This window comes from Aeribacillus sp. JST-2, assembly GCF_056032925.1.
On the sequence record NZ_JBVVUU010000094.1, the window covers coordinates 1 to 1,603 of the forward strand.

Annotated in this window: 1 protein-coding gene; it reads right to left on the minus strand. The window is 45.7% G+C overall.

Annotated features, from left to right (window positions below; genetic code table 11):
* Window positions 1-348: 348 nt before the first annotated feature.
* Window positions 349-1,577 (minus strand): IS3 family transposase gene (locus tag AC0KTX_RS16710; RefSeq protein ID WP_474253156.1). Its coding sequence is split into 2 segments (ribosomal slippage): window positions 349-1,289 and window positions 1,289-1,577, totalling 1,230 coding nucleotides; the frame shifts between segments, so codons are not numbered across the junction.
* Window positions 1,578-1,603: the final 26 nt, after the last annotated feature.

Below are 1,603 nucleotides of genomic sequence, written 5' to 3' on the forward strand. Positions count from 1 at the left end.
CGGATTAACCCCCGAGTTTTGGACATAGTTACTCTTAGTCTATCTTTTTCTTAAAATAGCTCTCTTTTTCTTGATTATGAACCCTGCGCTTCTTGTCCGCCACCATTGACCTTGCTTTTGTCCGTGTTGGGGGATCGGCGCAAGATCGCTAAAAAAACAGCCTTTAGGGCTCTTCATGCGCCCAATGCTAACACGGACAAACCGATTCTAAGTATTCGCTGGTGGGCCCCGACCCCTTCCATCGCCTCCTAAGAATCGGGCGCTGCGGTCAATGGCAAGCAGCTACGCTGTGGCTCTTTTCGCAGCCGGACAAGGGATTCCTGTCGGTCCTGACTCCTCATGAATCGATCATACGCGAACCTCTTCGATTTCCAATTTATTTTGCTTGTTTTGTTCGTAAAACTCCTGAGGTGACAGGTCCAAAATACTTGAATGCATCCGTCTTTCGTTGTAGAAGACCATAAAATCCGTGACGGCTTCATAGGCCTTTGCGTAGGTTTCAAACTGCCACCTTGAAAGGCAATCATCTTCAAAGATTCGATGAAAAGATTCAATATGGGCATTCATATTCGGTGTTCTCGGCGGAATCCTTTCATGTTCGATCTGGTATTTTTCGCAAAATTCCTCAAAAGTATGGGAAACAAACTGTGGCCCATTGTCTGTTCGAATCACTGGTTTGATCTCTGCGCTGAATTGTTGCCGTCTTAACAATGCCTGTTGAAGTGCTTGGACGGCATCTTTGGCTGTACAGCTTAATCCGTTGTGATAGGCGACAATTCCACGGTCATATACATCGATGATGGACATGACGAAGAAAAACCGGTCTTCCCCTTCGATGTAGCCGTATTTGATATCCGCTTCCCATAGCTGGTTTGAGTCTGTTACCGTACGGTTTCGTGCCAGCTTCCTAGGGGGTTGGGCCTTCTTTTTGCGCTGCGGCCGTAGAATACCCAGCTCTTTGCACAGACGGTAGACTTTCTTCTTGTTGATGACAAGGTTATATTCGCGGCGAAGCCTCTTGGTCAGCTTGCGGTAGCCATAGTTGAAGCCATCGCCCGCAATTTCCTCCAGCAGGAATTCTTTGATTTGTTCGTCTGATACTTTTCGCCCGTCTTCTGTGAAGGAATAACCTGGTGCCGGACGCCCCTCACTCACTTTTTTCTCTTCCACGCGGTAGCTCTTTTGATAATAGTAGGTGGAACGAGCAATCCCTATAATCTTTAGCACCTTGGAAATGGAATAGCCTTTTTGGATCCAGTTGTCGGCTACTTCAATTTTTTCAGCAAGTGAGGGTTTTTCTTTTTTATAATGTCGCGTAAGATTGCGATTTCAAGGTCTTTTTCACCAAGCAATATTTTGAGCTTTTCATTTTCCTTGGATATTTCTTTTGGGTCAAGGTCCGGCAAAACAGTGACATCAACATCACCATATTTGCCATCTTTATATTCCCGCACCCAACGGGATACCATGTTGGAATTCAGTTCATAACGGCGGGCAACAAGGCTGTTATTGCCTGTCTCCTGTGCCTCTTTGATGACTTGTAATTTAAACTCCTTGGAGTGTTTGGTTCGTGTCATGTTGTTTAGCCTCCTTGGTACATTAA